This is a genomic window from Cellulomonas alba (assembly GCF_030362835.1).
GTDB lineage: Bacteria > Actinomycetota > Actinomycetes > Actinomycetales > Cellulomonadaceae > Cellulomonas > Cellulomonas alba.
Genome location: NZ_JAUCGQ010000001.1, coordinates 34,792 through 50,455, shown reverse-complemented (window position 1 = coordinate 50,455; position 15,664 = coordinate 34,792). Strand labels below are relative to the sequence as shown.

Annotated in this window: 20 protein-coding genes; 6 read left to right on the top strand and 14 right to left on the bottom strand. The window is 73.2% G+C overall.

Annotated features, from left to right (window positions below; all coding sequences use genetic code 11):
* Positions 1-8 precede the first annotated feature (8 nt).
* Positions 9-353, bottom strand: coding sequence for an RNA polymerase-binding protein RbpA (locus tag QRT04_RS00265; protein WP_289452879.1), 345 nt, complete (start codon positions 351-353; stop codon positions 9-11).
* Positions 354-523: 170 nt separating this feature from the next.
* Between QRT04_RS00265 and QRT04_RS00260 the strand changes: the two genes are divergently transcribed.
* Entirely contained in the window at positions 524-1,474 is a 951-nt protein-coding gene (locus QRT04_RS00260; protein ID WP_289455665.1) for an aldo/keto reductase, read from the top strand.
* A 17-nt stretch (positions 1,475-1,491) separates the two neighbouring features.
* Here QRT04_RS00260 and QRT04_RS00255 read toward each other — a convergent pair whose 3' ends face one another.
* The gene (locus QRT04_RS00255; RefSeq protein WP_289452878.1) at positions 1,492-2,205 is read right to left on the bottom strand and encodes a hypothetical protein; all 714 of its coding nucleotides are present in this window, start codon (positions 2,203-2,205) and stop codon (positions 1,492-1,494) included.
* A 227-nt stretch (positions 2,206-2,432) separates the two neighbouring features.
* Between QRT04_RS00255 and QRT04_RS00250 the strand changes: the two genes are divergently transcribed.
* The 3 genes from QRT04_RS00250 to QRT04_RS00240 are packed head-to-tail and all read left to right on the top strand — an operon-like array spanning position 2,433 to position 5,693.
* A complete protein-coding gene (locus QRT04_RS00250; RefSeq protein ID WP_289452877.1) occupies positions 2,433-2,882 on the top strand; it encodes a helix-turn-helix transcriptional regulator in 450 nt (149 codons plus the stop codon).
* A gap of 5 nt (positions 2,883-2,887) precedes the next feature.
* Positions 2,888-3,298, top strand: coding sequence for a VOC family protein (locus QRT04_RS00245; RefSeq protein WP_289452876.1), 411 nt, complete (start codon positions 2,888-2,890; stop codon positions 3,296-3,298).
* Between the two features lie 10 nt (positions 3,299-3,308).
* Entirely contained in the window at positions 3,309-5,693 is a 2,385-nt protein-coding gene (locus tag QRT04_RS00240) for an excinuclease ABC subunit UvrA (RefSeq protein ID WP_289452875.1), read from the top strand.
* 109 nt (positions 5,694-5,802) lie between these two features.
* Here QRT04_RS00240 and QRT04_RS00235 read toward each other — a convergent pair whose 3' ends face one another.
* The 4 genes from QRT04_RS00235 to QRT04_RS00220 form a co-directional block, all read right to left on the bottom strand.
* A complete protein-coding gene (locus QRT04_RS00235) occupies positions 5,803-6,444 on the bottom strand; it encodes an HAD family hydrolase (RefSeq protein WP_289452874.1) in 642 nt (213 codons plus the stop codon).
* A 331-nt stretch (positions 6,445-6,775) separates the two neighbouring features.
* On the bottom strand, positions 6,776-7,261 hold the full coding sequence (locus tag QRT04_RS00230; RefSeq protein WP_289452873.1) for a GNAT family N-acetyltransferase: 486 nt from the start codon (positions 7,259-7,261) through the stop codon (positions 6,776-6,778).
* Positions 7,262-7,318: 57 nt separating this feature from the next.
* A complete protein-coding gene (locus QRT04_RS00225; protein ID WP_289452872.1) occupies positions 7,319-7,444 on the bottom strand; it encodes a hypothetical protein in 126 nt (41 codons plus the stop codon).
* A gap of 43 nt (positions 7,445-7,487) precedes the next feature.
* Complete coding sequence (locus QRT04_RS00220; protein WP_289452871.1) at positions 7,488-8,120, bottom strand: MBL fold metallo-hydrolase; 633 nt, start codon at positions 8,118-8,120, stop codon at positions 7,488-7,490.
* Between the two features lie 72 nt (positions 8,121-8,192).
* Between QRT04_RS00220 and QRT04_RS00215 the strand changes: the two genes are divergently transcribed.
* A complete protein-coding gene (locus QRT04_RS00215) occupies positions 8,193-8,963 on the top strand; it encodes a ParA family protein (protein WP_289452870.1) in 771 nt (256 codons plus the stop codon).
* Positions 8,964-9,031: 68 nt separating this feature from the next.
* Here QRT04_RS00215 and QRT04_RS00210 read toward each other — a convergent pair whose 3' ends face one another.
* The 8 genes from QRT04_RS00210 to QRT04_RS00175 form a co-directional block, all read right to left on the bottom strand.
* Entirely contained in the window at positions 9,032-9,616 is a 585-nt protein-coding gene (locus QRT04_RS00210; RefSeq protein WP_289452869.1) for a MerR family transcriptional regulator, read from the bottom strand.
* A gap of 138 nt (positions 9,617-9,754) precedes the next feature.
* Positions 9,755-10,267 (bottom strand): bifunctional nuclease family protein, encoded by a 513-nt coding sequence (locus QRT04_RS00205; RefSeq protein WP_289452868.1) that lies wholly within the window; start codon positions 10,265-10,267, stop codon positions 9,755-9,757.
* A 57-nt stretch (positions 10,268-10,324) separates the two neighbouring features.
* Positions 10,325-11,101: a transcriptional regulator FtsR gene (gene ftsR / locus QRT04_RS00200; RefSeq protein WP_289452867.1), complete on the bottom strand. Its 777-nt coding sequence runs from the start codon at positions 11,099-11,101 to the stop codon at positions 10,325-10,327.
* A gap of 54 nt (positions 11,102-11,155) precedes the next feature.
* Positions 11,156-11,626: an FHA domain-containing protein gene (locus QRT04_RS00195; protein ID WP_289452866.1), complete on the bottom strand. Its 471-nt coding sequence runs from the start codon at positions 11,624-11,626 to the stop codon at positions 11,156-11,158.
* A gap of 143 nt (positions 11,627-11,769) precedes the next feature.
* Complete coding sequence (locus tag QRT04_RS00190) at positions 11,770-13,281, bottom strand: DUF881 domain-containing protein (RefSeq protein WP_289452865.1); 1,512 nt, start codon at positions 13,279-13,281, stop codon at positions 11,770-11,772.
* Position 13,282: 1 nt separating this feature from the next.
* Positions 13,283-13,615 carry a small basic family protein gene (locus tag QRT04_RS00185; RefSeq protein ID WP_289452864.1) on the bottom strand — a complete coding sequence of 111 codons (333 nt, stop codon included), beginning with the start codon at positions 13,613-13,615 and terminating at the stop codon, positions 13,283-13,285.
* Positions 13,612-14,568, bottom strand: coding sequence for a DUF881 domain-containing protein (locus tag QRT04_RS00180; protein WP_289452863.1), 957 nt, complete (start codon positions 14,566-14,568; stop codon positions 13,612-13,614). The genes QRT04_RS00185 and QRT04_RS00180 overlap by 4 nt, the downstream gene beginning before the upstream one ends.
* The gene (locus QRT04_RS00175) at positions 14,565-15,140 is read right to left on the bottom strand and encodes a CDP-alcohol phosphatidyltransferase family protein (protein WP_289452862.1); all 576 of its coding nucleotides are present in this window, start codon (positions 15,138-15,140) and stop codon (positions 14,565-14,567) included. The genes QRT04_RS00180 and QRT04_RS00175 overlap by 4 nt, the downstream gene beginning before the upstream one ends.
* Before the next feature lie 98 nt (positions 15,141-15,238).
* Here QRT04_RS00175 and QRT04_RS00170 point away from each other — a divergent pair, with 98 nt between their 5' ends.
* Complete coding sequence (locus tag QRT04_RS00170) at positions 15,239-15,655, top strand: CoA-binding protein (protein ID WP_289452861.1); 417 nt, start codon at positions 15,239-15,241, stop codon at positions 15,653-15,655.
* Positions 15,656-15,664: the final 9 nt, after the last annotated feature.

Here is a 15,664-nt window from a genome sequence, read left to right as displayed (position 1 = left end):
CGTGCCGGTCAGGCGCTCCGGCGGAGCTTGCCGGCGCGCAGCAGGTCGAGGCGCTCGTCCAGCAGCTCCTCGAGCTCGCCGATCGTGCGGCGCTCGAGCAGCATGTCCCAGTGCGTGCGCGGCGGCTTGCCGGCCTTCGCCTCGGGCTTCGAGGCGTCGCGCAGCAGCGCCTCAGCGCCGCACCGGCACTCCCAGACGACGGGCACGTCGGCCTCGACCGAGAACGGGAGGATGATCGTGTGGCCGTTCGGGCAGTCGTAGTGCGCCTGGAGCCGGGGGGCGAACTCGACGCCCTCCTCGGTCTCCATGCTGTTGGCGCCGATACGCATGCCACGCAGAGACCGGTTTGCCATGGGGGAACCTCCGTGCCGGGTCGCGGCAGTCGAGTGGTGTCTGTCCATCAGACGCAACGGTGGACAACCGTCCAGTGTTCCTGCTCCGCGTGAAGGTCTGGTGAACGCAGGCGGGTCACGGGGGAGAGGCTTAGGGTGCCGGCGTGACCACGTCCTCCGATGATTCCACGATGCGGTTCCAGCGTCTCGGCGACAGCGGGCTGACCGTCTCGGTCGCCGGCCTCGGCACGAACACCTTCGGCGCCACGCTGCCGCCCGACGGCGTTCCCGCGCTCGTGGACGCCGCGCTCGACGCCGGCGTCACGTTCTTCGACACTGCCGACGTCTACGGCGGCGAGCCCGGGCAGAGCGAGACGCTGCTCGGCGCGGCGCTGCGCGGTCGCCGGGACGACGTCGTGATCGCGACGAAGTTCGGCCACGACGTGCGCGGCCTCAACGGCGAGGACTGGGGCGCGCGCGGCTCGCGCCGCTACGTGCGCCGGGCCATCGAGTCGTCGCTGCGGCGGCTCGGCACCGACCACGTCGACCTGTACCAGCTGCACACGCCGGACCCGCTGACGCCGATCGAGGAGACGCTCGCCGTGCTCGACGAGCTGGTCGCGGAGGGGAAGGTCCGGTACGTCGGTTCGTCGAACCTGACCGGCTGGCAGGTCGTGGACGCGGACTGGACCGCGCGCTCCGAGGGCCTCGCGAGGTTCGTCTCGGCGCAGAACCGGTACAACCTCCTCGACCGGTCGGCCGAGCTCGAGCTCGTCCCCGCCGCGGAGAGCGTCGGCGTCGGCATCCTGCCGTACGTCCCGCTCGCGTCCGGGCTGCTGACCGGCAAGTACCGGCGGGGTGAGGGGGCGCCGGAGGGCACCCGGCTGACGCGCATGCCGGGACGGCTCGCCGGAGCCGACTTCGACCGGATCGAGGCGCTCGAGGCGCTCGCGCGGTCGTGGGACGTCGACCTGCCGACGCTCGCCCTCGGCGGCCTCGCCGCGCAGCCGGCCGTCGCGTCGGTGATCGCGGGTGCGCGCACGCCGGAGCAGCTCCGGGCGAACGTCGCGTCGGTGCTGTGGGAGCCCACGATCGAGCAGCTCGCGGCGATCGACGAGGCGGCCCCCGCCCCGCGCCACTGACGCCCCGAGCTCGAGCGTCACCACTCGAGGACGCGCGCGCGGCTCGCTCCGATCGCGACGACGGCGTGCACGTCCACGCCCCGCTCGTCCGCGGCGTCGCGCAGCGCGCAGGCCCAGGACGTCTCGAACGGTCCGCGGTCGCCGCCCGCAGAGCGCACGAGACCTGCGACGATCGCGCCGCCGCCCGCGACCGCCGCCTCCAGGACGGATGCGACGGCCCCGACGAGCCGCGCAGCCACGCGTCCGTCCGCGCGCTCGGTGACCTCTGCGACGGGGAGCACGAAGGGCAGCGCATGGCGCTCGGCGTCCACGGGCAGCAACCAGATCGCGGGTGGCCCGTGCCGTTCCGGGCCGACGAGCGCGAGGAGGCACTCCAGGGTCGCCGCGGGCGTCGTCAGCGGCTGGGACGGGCTGTCCGGCAGGTCGTCGTCGGGGCCCGAGAGGTCGAGGACGCCCTCGTCGAGCGCGCCGAGGTCGAACGGCTCACCGCCGTCGGCGAGCGCTGCACCGCGGCGGACCGCCGGCGGCGTCGGCCACGCGTCGCCGTCGTCCGCCGGCCACGCGTCGTCCTCGTCGCTCCACCAGGTCTCGTCGTGGGGGGCGCCGCGGAGCGCCGTCTTGTCGGGCGTCCACGTGACCTCCGGGTCGCCGGCGGGCCACTCGGTCTGCTCGCGCCGGTCGCCCGGGCCGGCGGGGTCGGCGGGGTCGTCATCGTTCGTTCGTCTCGTCACGGGACCGACACTCGCGGGCCGCGGCGTCTGAACGCGGGACACCAGCGGGTTCGGGGGAGGCGAGGGCGCTCGGCGGGGCTGTGGGCGGCTCGGCGATCGCCGGCGTCCACCCGGCGCGAGCCCCGAGCCGGACCCGGGGCCGGACGTGCGCGCGCTCGGTCCCAGGAGCTCTGTCGCGAAGCCCGGTGCGATGCGCGGTGTCAGGGGTGCGTGGCACGATCCGAGGCATGACCTCCGACGCCGCCTCCGAGCAACGGCTGCGCGACCTCGCCCGGCTCCGCCAGGTGCGCGACCGGATCGACCGCGAGTACGCGCGGCCGCTCGACGTCGAGGCGCTGGCGCGCGGCGTGCACATGTCCGCAGGTCACCTCAGCCGTCAGTTCCGCCTCGCGTACGGCGAGTCGCCGTACGCCTACCTGATGACGCGCCGCATCGAGCGCGCCATGGCCCTGCTGCGGCGCGGCGACCTGAGCGTCACCGACGTCTGCTTCGCCGTCGGGTGCCAGTCGCTCGGCACCTTCAGCACACGCTTCACCGAGCTCGTCGGGATGCCGCCGAGCGTCTATCGCGCCAAGACGGCCGGCCGCGAGGTCGAGCCGCCCTCGTGCGTCGTGAAGCAGGTCGGCAGACCGGTCAGGATCCGAGAAGCGCGCGCCGCGGCACCCGACCTAGCGTGACGGGCATGGACATCACCCTGTACACCACGTTCCTGCCCTACGACGACCCGGACACCGCGGTCGCCTTCTACCGCGACGTGCTCGGCTTCGAGGTCCGCGCCGACGTCGGCTACGGCGCGATGCGCTGGGTCACGGTCGGCTCGGCGGACCAGCCGGGCACCAACATCGTCCTCGAGCCCCCGTACGCCGATCCCGGGGTCACGGAGGAGGAGCGGCGCACCGTCGTCGAGATGATGGCGAAGGGCACCTTCGCGCGCGTCATCCTGGCGACACCCGACCTCGACACCACGTTCGAGAAGATCCAGGCCGCGGGCGCCGAGGTCGTCCAGGAGCCGACCGAGCAGCCGTACGGCGTGCGGGACTGCGCGTTCCGTGACCCGTCGGGCAACCTCGTCCGCATCAACGAGATCCGCTGAGAGGAACCGCGTGACGAGCACCGGGGAGCGCACCGACCCACGCGCGGCCGACGCCGCCGACAGCCACGACCGGATCCGCGTGCACGGCGCGCGGGAGAACAACCTCAAGGACGTCAGCGTCGAGCTGCCGAAGCGCAGGCTGACGGTGTTCACCGGTGTGTCAGGCTCGGGCAAGAGCTCCCTGGTGTTCGGCACGATCGCCGCCGAGTCGCAGCGCCTGATCAACGAGACGTACAGCGCCTTCGTCCAGGGCTTCATGCCGACGCTCGCGCGGCCCGACGTGGACGTGCTGGACGGGCTGACGACGGCGATCATCGTCGACCAGGAGCGCATCGGTTCCGACCCGCGCTCGACGGTCGGCACCGTGACCGACGCGAACGCGATGCTGCGCATCCTCTTCAGCCGCCTCGGTCAGCCGTACCTCGGCTCGCCACAGGCCTTCTCGTTCAACGTCGCGTCGGTCAGCGGCGCGGGCGCGGTGCGGATCGAGCGCGGCGAGGGCGTCACCAAGGAGCGGCGGAGCTTCTCGATCACCGGCGGCATGTGCCCACGGTGCGAGGGCCGCGGCACGGTGCAGGACTTCGACCTCGCGGAGCTGTACGACGAGACGAAGTCGCTGGCCGGGGGAGCGCTCAAGATCCCCGGGTACTCGATGGACGGCTGGTACGGCCGGATCTTCGCCGGCTTCGGCTTCGACATGGACAAGCCGATCGCGCAGTTCAGCAAGCGCGAGCTCGACGACCTGCTCCACAAGGAGCCGACCAAGATCAAGGTCGAGGGCATCAACCTCACGTACGAGGGCCTGATCCCGAAGATCCGCAAGTCGATGCTCTCGAAGGACGTCGACGCGATGCAGCCGCACGTCCGCGCCTTCGTCGAGCGCGCGATCACCTTCCAGACCTGCCCCGACTGCGGCGGCACACGTCTCAACGAGGGTGCGCGCTCGTCGACGATCGGCGGCGTCAGCATCGCCGACGCGTGCGCCATGCAGATCAGCGACCTCGCGCAGTGGGTCCGCGGCATCGAGGAGCCGACGGTCGCCCCGCTGGTGGAGGCGCTGCGCGACACGCTCGACTCGTTCGTGGAGATCGGCCTCGGGTACCTGTCCCTCGACCGGTCGTCGGGCACGCTCTCGGGAGGTGAGGCGCAGCGGACCAAGATGATCCGCCACCTCGGTTCCGCGCTCACCGACGTGACGTACGTGTTCGACGAGCCCTCGATCGGGCTGCACCCCCACGACATCCAGCGCATGAACGAGCTGCTCGTGCAGCTGCGCGACAAGGGCAACACCGTGCTCGTCGTCGAGCACAAGCCCGAGATGATCGCGATCGCGGACCACGTCGTCGACCTTGGGCCTGGTGCGGGGTCCGCCGGCGGCGAGGTGGTCTACCAGGGAACCCTCGACGGACTCCGCGCGAGCGCGACGCTGACCGGACGGCATCTCGACGACCGTGCGCGCCTCAAGCCGGGCGTCCGGCGGCCGACGGGCGTCCTCGAGGTGCGCGGCGCGACGCTGCACAACCTGCGCGGCGTCGATGTCGACGTGCCGCTGGGTGTCCTCGTGGTCGTGACGGGCGTGGCCGGCTCGGGCAAGAGCTCGCTGATCCACGGCTCGGTGTCGCCGCGTGAGGGCGTCGTGACCGTCGACCAGACGCCTATCCGCGGGTCACGCCGGTCGAGCCCCGCGACCTACACGGGCCTGGCGGACGCCGTCCGCAAGTCGTTCGCCAAGGCCAACGGCGTGAAGCCCGCGCTGTTCAGCCCCAACTCCGAGGGCGCATGCCCGAACTGCAACGGCGCAGGCGTCATCTACACGGACCTGGCGATGATGGCCGGCGTCGCAACCGTCTGCGAGGTCTGCGAGGGCCGCCGCTTCGACGCGTCGGTGCTCGACTACAAGCTCGGTGGGCGCGACATCAGCGAGGTTCTCGCGATGTCCGTGGTCGAGGCGGAGGCGTTCTTCGGCGGGGGAGAGGCACGTACCCCCGCGGCGCACGCCGTGCTGCAGCGGCTCGCAGACGTCGGGCTCGGATATCTGAGCCTCGGGCAACCGTTGACGACGCTGTCCGGGGGAGAGCGGCAGCGGCTCAAGCTCGCCCTCCAGCTGGGGGAGAAGGGCGGCGTCCTCGTGCTCGACGAGCCCACCACCGGGCTTCACCTCGCGGACGTCGACCACCTGTTGGGCCTGCTCGATCATCTGGTCGACGCGGGCAAGTCGGTGGTCGTCATCGAGCACCACCAAGCCGTGATGGCTCACGCCGACTGGATCATCGACCTCGGCCCTGGTGCGGGCCATGACGGCGGGTCGGTGGTGTTCGAGGGGACGCCCGCCGACCTCGTCGCCGGCCGGTCGACGCTGACGGGTAGGCACCTCGCGGCCTACGTCGGCGCCTGACGCGACGACGATCCGCCCGGGGAGCCACACGCGGGTGCGCCGAGCAACGGGATGACCGGTGCGGCCCGGTCCCGCCTCCGTGGTGCGGCTCGACCGTGCCTTCGTCGGGTCACGGGGCGTCGAGGACGATCGACACCAGCTCGCTCAGCTGCGCGATCCGGTAGCTCGCGCCCGAGAAGTCGTGCGACCGCGTGAACGCGTTGTCCACGACGACGCTGTCGATGCTGGCCGCGATCGCGGACGCCAGCCCACGCGCCGAGTCCTCGACGACCACGGTCTCGGCCGCCGTCGCCCCGAAGCGGGCCAGACCGGTGAGGTACGGCTCGGGATGCGGCTTGGCGAGCTCGTAGTCCTCACGGCAGAGCACGAACTCCATGAACGGCACGATCTGGCGCCTCTCGTGGATCAGCTCGAAGTCCGAGCGCTTCGACGTCGTGACGATGGCCATGCGCACGTGAGGCGACAGCTGGGTCAACGCGTCCACCACGCCGGCGATCTCGATGTCCTCCGTGCGGAGGCTCTCCTGGTAGTAGGCGTCGCGGACCTTCCGCTGCCTGCGGATGGTCGCCTCGTCGATGCCCGCCGCGCGCGCCTGCGCCCACGTGCCCGCGCCCTGGGTCATGTCCCGGAGGTACTGCTCGCCGTCCAACGTGAAGCCGACGTCCGCCAGCGCGCGCTCGCCGGCTCGGAAGTACCAGAGCTCGGTGTCCACGAGGACGCCGTCGTGGTCGAAGAGCACGAACTTCTTCACGCGCCCATCGTGCCGCTAGCCGCGGCAACTATCTGCGCGCCCAGCCTGCAGACCCGCGGGAGCACACGGCCCAGGCGCTCGCCGCGGCGACCATCTGCGTGACCAGCTCACGGGCGCCGACTGCACGTACGGATGAGTGCGACGGACCGCACGAACGTGCCCAGCGGGGTGACAGTCACGGTTCCGGACCGGGAGTCTGCTGACCCGTCGGACCGCTTGAGCGTTGCGCCGATAATGGACGTTATGTCAGATCCTCGAGAACGAGAGGCGAAGACCGCCCCGCGCCCCTCCACTACCGGCCCGCACCCACGGCGCCTACCGGGTCGAGCCCTCAGCCCAGCGCGAGCGCGTACCGCTCCTCGGTCCGCGACGGGTCTCGCGGCAGCACCTGACGCTCACCGGTCCGCGTGTAGCCGGCGCGGACGTACAGGTCGATCGCCGCGTGGTTGTCGTCGACGACCCAGAGCGACGCCGTGCGCGCGCCCTCGTCCGACGCCGCGTGCCGCACCGCGTCGAGCAGCGCCCACCCGACGCCCGAGCGCCGCGACTCCGGCGCGACCCAGAGACCCACGATGTGCCTGTCGTCGACCGGAGAGCCCGGCTCGAGGATCATCGTGACCATCCCCCGGCCCTCGCCGGTGTCGTCGACGGCGATCCAGGTGAGCGACGAACGCAGCCGCATCCGCCAGTGCCGCTCGGTGAACATCTCCTCGCGGGTCAACGTCGAGCCGAACGCGGACCCGTCCTCGCGCAGCGCCCGGAGCCGGACCTCCGCGAGGAGCTTCCAGTCGTCTTCGGCGGCGCGTCGGATCTGCACGGCCCAAGTATCTCAAAGTCCGCGCGCAGGCCCGACGGGGCTCGGCGGCGCGCGACGTCAGCCGCCGTGGCCCGCAGGGTCCGGCGTCGTGCGCGCGACGTCGGCGACCTCCTCCTCCGGGCGTGGCGGGACCGTCTCGTCGAACTCGATCTCGGGGACGTCGTCGAACGGGCCTTCAGTCATGTCGTGCTCCCCCTCGTCGTGATGCGCGGCCGGCGTTCGCCGGTCAGACGTCGATGCCCTCACCCGGTGCGAGCACGACCAGGTCGGTCTTCGCGAGGCCGTCGAGGACGGTCTTGACCAGGGCCACGCCGGCCGGGCTCAGGTGGGCGTCGTGGATCGCCGCGGTCCGCGGCGGCGACACGCGCCGGACGTAGTCGACGACCTCCGAGATCTTCAGCCACGGCCCGCCGATCGGTACCAGCAGCAGCCGGACGTCGTGGCCCTGAGGGTCGACATACGCGTCGCCGGGGTGCAGCACGCCGTCCACGAGATAGCCGACGTTGGTCGCGACCGGCAGGTCGGGGTGCACCACGGCGTGCTTCTCCCCCAGCACGCGCACCTCGAAGCCGTGGACGTCGAGGTGGTCGCCGTCGACGACGGGGTGCAGCCGTTCCGCAGGCGCACCGGCTGCCGCGAGCGCGTCGAGCACGGGCTGCGGTGCCGTGATGTCGACGTCCGACGACGCGAGCCGGGCGACGTCGACGTGGTCCGCGTGCTCGTGCGTCACGAGCACGTCCCGCACGCCATCCAGCGCCGCGTCGAGGTCCGACAGGACGCCCGGATCGATGACGAGGACATCGCCGCCCCGTTCCACCCGGACGCAGCTGTGACCGAAGCGCGTGACTCGTGACGTCATGCCGACATCCTGCCGGAGACGCGGCCGTCGCGCGTTCGGGAGGTGGGCAGGTGCGGCGCTACGGTGTGCGGCGTGCTGGTGCTCGGGGTGTGCAGTCTCAAGGGTGGCGTGGGCAAGACGTCGGTGACGCTGGGGCTCGCCTCGGCGGCGTCGGAGCGAGGGCTCCGCACCCTCGTCATCGACCTCGACCCGCAGGGTGACGCGACGATGGCGCTGGGTGCGCGCGTCTCGCCCGGCTCGCCGGACGTCTCGGCGGTGCTCGACGACCCGTCGCAGGCGACGGTCGCCGCCGCGACGGTGCCCAGCAGCTGGACCGCCGCCGGCCTCGACGTGCTCGCGGGTTCCGAGCGCTCCGCCTCGCACGACCGGCTCGACGACACCGACGTCGACCGTCTCCGGTACGCGCTCTCGTGGGTCTCCGACTACGACCTCGTGCTCGTCGACTGCCCGCCGTCGCTCGGCGGCCTGACCCGCACGGGCCTCGTCGCCTGCGACCGTGCGGTCGTCGTCACCGAGCCCGGGCTGTTCGCGGTCATGGCGGTCGGGCGCGCCATGCGGACGATCGACGACCTCCGCCGTGGCCCCTCCCCTGCGTTGCAGCCGCTCGGCATCGTCGTGAACCGCGTGCGCGCGCGCTCGATCGAGCAGGCGTTCCGGCTCGAGGAGCTCCAGAACCTCTACGGCCCGCTCGTCCTCTCCCCCGTCGTCCCGGAGCGCGCCGCGCTGCAGCAGGCCCAGGGAGCAGCACAGCCGGTGCACGCCTGGCCCGGCCAGGCTGCCGCCGAGCTCGCACAGACGTTCGAGGCGCTGCTCGAGCGCGCCTGGCGCGCGCCGCGTCGCTGAGCCTCCACGTCGAGACGCACGAAGGCCCCGACGCAGCGACGCGTCGGGGCCTTCGTCTGAGGCTGGGGTCAGACTGCCGACCGGGCCTGCCGCCGCATCGCGAGCTCGTCGGTGGCGGAGTGCCCGACCACGCCCTCGTCCTCGGCGCGTTCCGTGGGGAGCTCGGCGAGCGTGCCCTCGACCTCCCGCCAAACCCGGCCGACCGCGATGCCGAAGACGCCCTGGCCGCCCTGGACCAGGTCGATCACCTCGTCCGCGGACGTGCACTCGTAGACCGACGCACCGTCGGACATCAGCGTGATCTGAGCCAGGTCGTCGACACCACGCTCGCGCAGGTGGCCGACCGCCGTGCGGATCTGCTGGAGCGACACACCCGTGTCGAGGAGCCGCTTGACCACCTTGAGCACGAGGATGTCGCGGAAGCTGTAGAGGCGCTGCGTGCCGGAACCGGTCGCGGGGCGGATCGATGGCTCGACGAGCCCCGTGCGCGCCCAGTAGTCGAGCTGCCGGTACGTGATCCCGGCGGCGCGGCACGCCGTGGGGCCGCGGTAGCCGGTGGCGACGTCAAGGTCAGGCAGGTCGTCGTCGAACAGGAGACCCTGCGCCCGCTGCGGGATCGCGCCGACGTTCTCGGCGCTGTCGTTGCTGGTCACGGATCCTCCACTCGTCACGCGGTGGCCTCCCCCGGCCTCTGGCAACGCTAGGCCGCGGGACCGAGCGGCGCAACGAGCCGCGCCGCGTGTCGCGCCTCCGGCGTGTCTCACCTTCGACCTGAAGTCGAAGGTTGGCCGTCAGGCCTCGTCCTCCCCCGGCTCGGCACCGGTCTCGAAGTCCTCGGGCGTCACCTCGTCCAGGAACTTCCGGAACCGCTCCAGGTCCTCCTCCGCCGGCGCCGTCCGGACCTCGATCCCGGCGACCGCGACGACCTCGGCGGAGCACAGCACCTGGCACCCGAACCGCAGCGCCACGGCGATCGCGTCGGAGGCTCTCGAGTCCACGCGCGCGCCGGTGTCGAGCACGAGCGCCGCGTGGAACACGCCCTCCTCGAGCCGCGTGATCTCGACGTGGCCCACCAGGACGCCCGCGGCGATCAGCGCGTCACGCAGGAGGTCGTGGGTCATCGGGCGCGGCGGCACGACACCGGCCTGCGCGGCCGCGATCGCCGAGGCCTCGGCCGGTCCGATCAGGATCGGGACGAGCAGCTCCGACTCGGTGTCGAGCAGCAGCACGACGATCTCGTCGTCGGCCAGGTGCTGACGCACGCCGACCACCTCGACCGGCACGAGCTCCGGGTCCTCGTCCACGCGCCCCACGCTACGACGAGCGACGGATTCCGGCGCGGGTGTGCGCGGCCCGCGCGGCTACGGCGCGAGCTCGGCGACCGCGGCGCGGACGAGCGCCGTGTGCATCTGCGCGCAGAGCTCGCCGACCTCGGCCGCGACCGTGCCCGCTCGTGCGCGCGCCGACGCGGTGCGCTGGCCGCGCCACGGCGCCACGAGCTGGTCGACGAGGTCCGCCTGGCGGTCGGCGGCGGTCCGGAACTGGCGCAGGTGGCGCGCGTCGATGCCGTGCTCGGCGAGCGCGGCGGCGGCCACGACGACATCCCGCGACCACGGGTCCAGATGGCCGGAGGTCGTCCGGAGGACGCCGGCCGCGACGAGGTCCTCGACGAAGGCGGGTTCGACCCCGAGCTCGGCGGCGAGGGTCGCGGCCGTCCACCGCACGTCGGCGTTCAGCCGTACGCCGTCCTTCGTCGCGAGGCGCGCCCGCGGGGTCTGCTCGTCGTCGTCCGCGCCCGCGTCGAGGGCCGCGAGCTGCTCGGCGATCACGCGCAGCGGCATGTACTCGTCGCGTTGCAGGCGCAGCACGAACCGCAGCCGCTCCACGTCGGCGGGTGAGTACTGCCGGTAGCCCGCGGGTGTGCGCACCGGTTCGACGAGGCCCTGCTCCTCGAGGAAACGCAGCTTCGAGGGCGTCACCGCCGGGAACTCGAGCTGGAGGGCGGCAAGCACGTCCGAGATCCGCATCGTGGCGGTACGCGAGATGCCGCGTGGCCACGGCTCGGTCGCGCCGTGCCGCGGCGCGGTGTCCGGCTCGGGACGCGCGGCCGGTTGCTGGCGCCGGGCGGGGACGCTCACCACCGGCAGCTCCCGCCTTGCTCCGCCGCCGAGATCGCGCGAGCCGCCGACTCCTCAGGCACCGGGCGCACGGTGCGGGCTCGGGTGGAACGTGAGCCGGTACTTGCCGATCTGCACCTCGTCCCCGGCGCGGAGCACGGCCTGCTCGATGCGCTGGCGGTTGACGTACGTGCCGTTGAGCGAGCCGATGTCGCGGACCACGAAGTGCTGCCCCTCGCGCACGAACTCCGCATGCTTGCGCGACACGGTCACGTCGTCGAGGAAGATGTCGGCCGCCGTCGAGCGACCGGCCATCGTGCGGTCGGCGTCGAGCAGGAACCGTGCGCCGGCGCTCGGACCGCGCTGCATGACGAGCAGCGCCGACGTGGGGGGCAACGCCTGCACGGCCACGACCTCGTCCGGCGACAGACCGACCGACGCCTGCGGTTCGACCTCGACCGGCTCGAACGCACCGAAGCTCATGGTCGTGTCGGGACCGTGAGCCGGACGGACCGCGGGCTCCTGAGGGGCTCCGGCGTCGCTCATGTCACCTCCCGGGGCCTGCGTCGCGCGTCTCTACGCGTCGTCCTGCGCTGATCACCGACACCCTATGCGGACCCGGGCACCCTCCGCAGCCGCGGAGCCGATGTCCGTCGCGCGCCTTGGCACGCAGAACGGGCGAACCGGGATCATCTCGTCGCGACGGGCACCGGGGTCGCGTACACGGGGTCCGGCACCACGCGGACGGCGCTCACCTCGACGTGGCTCTGACGCGCGATCGACCCCTCGCCGCCGTCCGTGCGCACGGCCGCCATCGCACCGCCCGGGATCTGGAGCGCGGGCGCGATCGCGTCCGGCTCGCCGATCGCGATCCACGTGAACGGCGCCTTGAGGGTCGCGCCGTCGAGGACGACCGCCCCGGCGACGCCGGTGAACGCGCTGCTGGCGGTGATGCGATGGCCGTTGAGCTGGATCGCCTCCGCTCCCGCGTTCCGCAGCTCCTCGAGCACGTCCAGCATGGTCAGCGGCCTGATCGCACCGTCGGGCTCGGTGAGCGTGATGATGACGCCCGGCCCTTCGGCCGGCAGCCGACCCGTGAGGATGCCCTGGGTCGTCGCGGTGCGCCGCAGCGCGTCGAGCGCGGCCTGCCGCCGGTCGGAGCCGCTCAGCAGCTCGTCGCGCTCCGAGGTCAGGTTGGACTCCTGACGCGCGAGCGCGTCACCGCGGTCGGTCGTCTCGTCGAGCATCCGCACGAGGTCCGCCTGGCGCATGCCCTCGAGGCTCGTGTCGCCGTGATGCTGGACCTGGACGACGAGCGCGAAGCCGAGGACCGCGCACAAGACGCCGGCGAGCAGCTGCGCCGTCGTCAGGCGCGGGCGCAGGGCCTGGCCGAGGGCCGTCCACCCACCGACCGAGGACGCCGCCGGGACCGGCTCGTCGGCCGGGACGGGCGGGCCCGCATCGCTGGGCTCGTCGAGGATGCCCGGCCCGTCGGCGTCGCTGGGCCCGTCGACGTCGCTGGGCCCGTCGACGTCGACCGGCTCGTCAGCCTCAGCGAGCGCCGGCTCGTCCGGATCACCTGCGTCGTCGGCGTCCGGTGGCTCGTGCGCAACCCCGGACTCGTCGGCGCCCGCCGCCGCTCCCGTGGCGGCCTCCGCCGGCTGGACGGGCGAAAGGTCGTCCGGCTCGTCGCGTTCCTCGGCCTCCGCGTCGGAATCACCATGCCCGGTCCCGTCGGCACCTCGGGCGGGGTCGCTTGACGTGCCGGCGGGCCCCTCGGACGCGGCCGAGGCCTCCTCGCCGTCCCACGCAGCGCCGACGGCGACATCGTCGCCCTCGTCGGGCCGCTGCTGTGCCGTGCCCGGCTCGGCGCCACCCGTCGCGGGCATGTCACCCGGTGCGTCCGCACCTGCCTCATCCGAGGCGTCCGCGCCCGTCCTGGGCGCGCCGTCCCCGTCGGCGACCGATGCCGGCTGGGTCTCGTCCGCCCCGACCTGGTCGTCCGCTGCCTGGTCCGCGTCGGGCGCCGTCTCGTCTGCGTCGTCCGCCGTCTCGTCGGCGGCGGGCGCGGCGTCGTCCGGGTGCCAGACCTGCGCCGTCAGCGGCTCGTCGAGCGGGTGCGGCGCCGCATCGTGCACCGCACCGTTCACCGGGTCGGCGGTGGTCGGCAGCGGCGCGTCGGAGGTGGGCTCGTCCGTCACGTCACGCCTTGAAGAGGTGGCGCCGGATCGACGCGGCGTTGGAGAAGATGCGGATACCGAGGACGACGACCACGGCTGTCGAGAGCTGCTGGCCGACCCCGAGCTGGTCGCCGAGGAAGACGATCAGGGCGGCCACGACGACGTTCGACAGGAACGAGGTCAGGAACACGCGGTCGTCGAAGATCCCGTCGAGCATGGCGCGCAGACCGCCGAACAGCGCGTCGAGCGCGGCCACGACGGCGATCGGCAGGTACGGCTGCAGCTCGATCGGCACGGTCGGCTGGAGCCAGAGCCCGGCCACCACGCCGACGACCAGCCCGATGACTGCGATCACGTGCCACCCCTCCCCGTGCGTCCCGCAGAACTTGCCACATCGAGGCCGCCCGGCGCACGCACGGCGCCCGACGCGTTCCCCCGAGGGGTGGTCGGCGCCGGCGCGGGCGTCCCGCTCACGGGCTGCGCGTACTGGAGCACCACCTGGCCGCCGCCAGGCAGCGAGAGGTGCTTCTGCGACGACGTGTCGACGCCGATGCCGTACGTCGCGCGGAGCGTCGCGAGGTGCTGGCCGGCGGCGGTGCGCGCGAGGTCCGCCTGCAGGCGGCCCGCGTTCCCGATGGCCTCGACGGTGTACGGGCTGGACAGCGCCACCATGTCGACCAGCACGGCCTCGCCGGCGGAGCGGATCGCGGACGTGGCGGTGAGCCGCTGGCCGTTGACGGCGACAGCCTCGGCACCCGCGGCCCACAGCCCGTTGACCAGCACCTGCAGGTCGATGTCCTGGACGCGGTCGTTGGGGTCCTGCGTCTCGGGGTCGGACGTCGGCGCGTCCGAGAGCACGACGCGCAGCCCGGGCCCCGCGACCGGCACGGTCGCTGCCGCGACGGACTCCGCCTGCACGTTGCGCGCGAGCTCGGTCGCGCTGGTGCCGAGCGCGTCGCGCTGCAGCTGCTGGATCTGGCTGCTGAGCGCGTTGATGTGCGCCTGCGTCTGCGCGGTGTCGTCGGTGCGCTGCTGGATCTGCTTCTCGAGCAGCTGCCGCGCGGCCAGCGCCGCGGTGGGCGGCTGGCGCAGCGCGAGGGTGGCGGCGGCGATCGCGAGGCCGAGCACCGCGGCGACCAGCAGCAGCGCCACGACCCGCGGTGCGCGGCGTGCAGGGGCCCCCGCGGCCTGGCGCCGGGCGGCGGCCTCGGCGTACCCCGGGTCGAGGGGGCGGCGGTAGACCTCGTTGAGCAGCGTCATCGACGCGTCGACCACGCGGACCGTCGAGCCCCCGTGCCGCGCCGTCACGCGGGCTCCCGGAGCAGGCGGCGCGCCTGCGCGAGGTAGAGCCCGCCCGCGAACCAGTAGAGCCCGACGCCCCACAGGGCGAATGCCCAGCCGAAGACCCGCGCGAGCGCGCCCACCCACGAGTCCCACTCCGCCAGGAGCAGCAGCGGGAAGGCGTACAGCAGCATGAACGTGCCCGCCTTGCCGGCGAGGTGCACGGGCGGCGGGCCCCATCCGTGGCGCCGGAGCACCAGCAGCATGACGCCGAGGACGACCTCACGCGCCAGCAGCACCGCGAGCAGCCACCACGGCACGACGCCGCGCAGCGCGAGGCCGATGAGCGTGACGACGATGAACAGCCGGTCGGCCGCGGGGTCGAGAAGCTGGCCGAGCCGCGACACCTGACCGAGTCGCCGCGCGAGCACGCCGTCGAGCCAGTCCGTGGCGCCGGAGAAGGCGAGGACGGCGACGGCCCACCCGTCGCGGTGCGTCGCGATGAGCCACGCGAACACGGGCACGAGCAGGAGCCGGAGCAGGGAGATGAGGTTCGGCACCGTCAGCACCCGCGCCGACACCGTCTCCTCGTCGCCCACTGCTCCCCCGCGTCACGTGCCCGTACGACCGCGCCGATCCTATGCGTGCCGCGCCCACGCCCCGGGCACGACGCGAGGAGGCGTGCGAGGCTGGCCGCATGGCCGAGCTCAACGACCCCGCGGCGATCCGCCGCATCCTCACGACGCCGGGCCGGTGGGCTGTCGTCGGGCTCTCCACCAACCGCGACCGGGCGGCGTTCGGCGTCGCCGCGTACGTGCAGCGGCTCGGGCACGAGATCGTCCCCGTGCACCCGAAGGCCGAGACCGTGCACGGCGAGACCGGCTACCCGACGCTCGCGGAGGTGCCGGCCGAGGTCGACGTGGTGGACGTCTTCGTCAACAGCTCGCTCGCCGGCGCCGTGGTCGACGAGGCGATCGCCCGGGGCGCGCGGGCCGTCTGGCTCCAGCTCGGGGTCGTGGACGAGGAGGCCGCGGCGCGCGCGCTGGCCGCGGGTCTCGACGTCGTGATGGACCGGTGCCCGGCGATCGAGGGTCCGCGGCTCGGGCTGGGCTGACGTGCCCGG